The organism is Paenibacillus sp. P4_E11 (assembly GCF_056401635.1).
This window is the reverse complement of sequence record NZ_JBFUIX010000241.1, coordinates 1-3,754: the sequence shown is the minus strand read 5'-3', so window position 1 is coordinate 3,754 and position 3,754 is coordinate 1. Positions and strand designations below refer to the sequence as shown.

Below are 3,754 nucleotides of genomic sequence, written 5' to 3'. Positions count from 1 at the left end.
CGAAAGGAACTGCCTGGTTGGGACAAGGCAGAGATATATGGGTATCCCGACTATTTGTACATACGTGATTATGATCGCTACGAGACGGAGTATGTGCTGCAGGCGACAGATCTGATGAGCGGCACATCATTCTGGGATAACGTCAGCATTGCGGGGTATGCCCTAGACCTCCAAGGTACGATAAGCTACCCTTGGGGATCGCGAAAGGGTGTTCCCGACAAGTACGGCATGCCGCTGCGGTCCTTCATTCCCAAAGGTTATTCCAACGTCATCTTGGCTGGCAAAAATGTCGGAGCCTCCGCTGTCGCCTATGGCAGCGCCCGCATCCAGCCCCAAACCGCTCTGGCCGGCGAAGTGATCGGCATGATGCTCGGCCAGTTGAACAAGGATCAACAATTGACTCATCTAAACGAAGCTGAGATGAAGCGCATGCAGGAGTACGTACAGAAGAAAGCAGGTATTAAGCTGCTGGATCAAGCGGGTAAGAATAAGATAGCAGGACTGTCAGACGAGCAGAAGAGACTATTCGATATTGGGAAGTTCGAGTTGGAATAAGGAATGTTCGGGGCTGCCAGAGGCAGCCTTTTTTGTTTGGATGCTACAACCTGAACAGGTACTCAAAGTACCAAAACTAGTCATCAACGTCCGGTACAAAAGGCGCATTCATTTGCTACACTTGGTACATTGAGTCTCCTTCCGGTACGAAGACAGTGCTTCCACGCCATAGCAATCGGATCAGGTGAAATTACAGATGAGGAGGAGAGTTTTTATGAAGCCAGATGGTTCCCGTCCGGTAGCAGCAGTCGGTCGTTCTCCAATGAGGCAGTTGTGGCTGGATATTCGCAAAGATTGGGATTTATACTTGGCGCTTCTACCCGGCATTGCGTTTTTGATCTTATTCAAATACACGCCAATGTACGGTCTATTGATTGCTTTCAAAGATTTCAACATCTTCGATGGGATGGCAGCGAGTCCTTGGGTAGGGCTGAAAAATTTCGAGAAGCTGTTTCATTCGGAGGCGTTCATGGACGTCTTCAAGAACACGCTAATCATTTCGTTTATGAAGATCGTCTTCTTGTTTCCGTTGCCGATTATCGTAGCGATTCTGATGAATGAATTGAAGAACATGATATTCAAGCGGTGGATTCAGACGATCATTTACTTGCCGCACTTCTTGTCCTGGGTTATCGTGAGCGGCTTGTTCATTGACCTGCTGTCGGTTAACGGAGGTATCGTGAATAAGATCGTAGTCGCACTTGGCGGACAACCGATACCATTCATGTTGGACAACAGCGTATTCCGTACCGTCCTCGTTACATCCGCGGGGTGGAAGGAGATTGGCTGGAGCACAATCRTATACCTGGCTGCCTTAACGAGCATCGATCCTCAGTTGTACGAAGCGGCCAAGATTGATGGAGCTGGCAGATGGAAGCAAACGTTGTACATTACACTTCCTGGTATGATTCCTGTTATCTTGCTTATGTTCATTCTGCGGTTAGGATCGGTGTTGGAAGCAGGAACGGAGCAAATTCTCGTCATGTACAACCCTGGTGTGTACAAAGTCGCCGATGTCATTGGCACGTTTGTATACCGTATCGGGTTGGGCCAACAAGATTATAGCTTCTCAACTGCAGTAGGGTTGTTCGAATCCGTTATCGCTTTCGTCCTGATCGTATCGGGTAACGCTATGAGCCGGAAATTCCTGCGCAGAGGAATATGGTAAACGCGGTGTCGGAACTTCTTAGAGAATATATAGKACGGGGGAGCCGCTATGAATACAACCATGAAGCATACCGCAGTCGGTAGCAAGCGGAGTTCGAACAAGATTCGCACTTCGTTGTCCGAAAGACTTTTTACAATATTCAATTATGTGTTCTTCACGCTGATGGCGATGACGACCATATTTCCTTTCCTTAACTTGATCGCCAAATCGATGAGCAGTGAGGCGGCTGTTATATCCGGACAAGTTAATGTGCTCCCGGTTGATTTGCAATTCGGCACATACAAATTCGTGATCACGAATTCGTTATTCCTGAATTCCATTAAAGTGTCGGTCATTGTAGCTGTGGTCGGGACGGTGCTTGCCTTGTTCATGACAACACTGGCTGCTTATCCGCTTTCCAAAACGAGATTGCGTGGTCGCACATTCTTCATCCTGATGTATATTTTCACCATGTTGTTCAGCGGCGGGCTGATCCCGACTTATCTGCTTATGCAAAACTTGAATTTGCTGAATACATTACCGGTTCTATTCCTGCCAGCGCTAATCAGTGTGTACAACATGTTGATTATCAAAAACTTTTTCGAGAGCTTGCCAGATAGCTTGGAAGAGTCGGCCAAGATGGACGGCGCTAGCAACCTGACGATCTTGTTCCGTATCACGTTGCCGCTCTCCTTGCCTGTGCTCGCTACCATCGCATTGTTCTACGCGGTGGCATTCTGGAACGATTACTTCAACGCCCTTGTGTATATTAACACTCCGGAACTGAAGCCGATGCAGCTTTACTTGAAAGAGCTATTCGTCTCGTCCAGCGATGTGTTCCTGAGGGATAACATTGACGCCGCCTTGAACGTATCGCCACAATCGATTCAAGCTGCTTCGATCATGCTAGGAACGCTGCCGATTCTGATTGTATATCCGTTCTTGCAAAAGTATTTTGTCAAAGGTGCACTTGTAGGCTCGGTTAAAGAGTAGATTCGATACTCTATTAAGGTGGTGATGCGTGGAACAGAAGTTCGTACTGTGAATGGAAGCAAGCTAACAACCGAGAAACACCAACATCTAAAGGGAGGTTCTTCATTCATGTTAAAAAAGACATTAGCTATGGCATCCATCGCTACACTGGCCGTATCGGTAGCAGCGTGCGGAGGCGGCGACAAGAAAACTACAGGCGGCACACCGGCACCTTCGGCAGCACCGACTGCTGATGCGAACAAACCGAAGCCACAGCTTCGCGAGCTGAACCAATACGCACAATTCGATCCGAATACCGATCCGGTGGGACAATTCATCAAAGAGAAAACCGGTTATGATGTGAAGTATGACATGCTGCCCGTTGAGAACGCCGATGAGAAATTGAACTTACTCATGTCAAGTAAGGAACCGTACGACTTCATGAAGTTAAGCCCGAACCAATTCGCTAAGCTGAGTGCTTCCGGCGCCTTGGAGCCGTTGGACGATCTAATCGCGAAATACGGGAAGAACATGAAGCAAGTCATCAGCCAAACTTCTTGGGACGGTGTTAAGCTGGGCGGGAAAACCTATGCGATTCCGGAAGCAAGTGCATCTGGCGTAGCGGTCAACTCCGCATTCGTTGTAAGACAAGACTGGATGGATGAGCTTGGTCTGAAAATGCCAACGAACCTGGACGAGTTGTACAACATGCTGAAGACGTTCAAGGAGAAGAAGAAAGTCATTCCTCTGACAGGCGGTAAAGATCCAATTGTGCAGGAAATCGGAACCACTTTCGGAATGAGAACGATTATTTCCCCGTGGAAAGTATCTGGTGATAAGGTTGTTCACTTGGTAGAAGATCCAGCAACCAAAGAATACTTGACTTATATGAAGAAACTGTACACTGAAGGGCTGATTGACGCTGAATGGTCGATCAACCAAGCGAACAAGCTGACTGAGAACTTCACAAGCGGTAAAGCAGCTATGTTCAAAATGAACTGGGCTAATGCGGCAACTGTAACGGATGCTTTGGCGAAAACATCGCCAACCGGCAAAATGGCTATAATCCCTTACCTGAAA

Annotated in this window: 4 protein-coding genes; all 4 read left to right on the top strand. The window is 47.7% G+C overall.

The annotated features are described in order from the left end of the window. A partial coding sequence (locus tag AC1DWB_RS32070; protein WP_477545154.1) for an FAD-dependent oxidoreductase occupies positions 1–555 on the top strand: 555 nt, incomplete at its 5' end. 214 nt (positions 556–769) lie between these two features. Next, positions 770–1,723, top strand: coding sequence for an ABC transporter permease (locus AC1DWB_RS32065; RefSeq protein ID WP_477545153.1), 954 nt, complete (start codon positions 770–772; stop codon positions 1,721–1,723). 48 nt (positions 1,724–1,771) lie between these two features. Continuing rightward, on the top strand, positions 1,772–2,695 hold the full coding sequence (locus tag AC1DWB_RS32060; RefSeq protein WP_477545152.1) for a carbohydrate ABC transporter permease: 924 nt from the start codon (positions 1,772–1,774) through the stop codon (positions 2,693–2,695). Between the two features lie 108 nt (positions 2,696–2,803). Further along, positions 2,804–3,754 (top strand): extracellular solute-binding protein (locus AC1DWB_RS32055; protein WP_477545151.1); only part of this gene is annotated, 951 nt, incomplete at its 3' end.

Excerpts from the sequence above, each read along its gene's own strand:
- AC1DWB_RS32060 (WP_477545152.1), top strand. The coding sequence starts at position 1,772 with ATGAATACAACCATGAAGCATACCGCAGTCGGTAGCAAGCGGAGTTCG.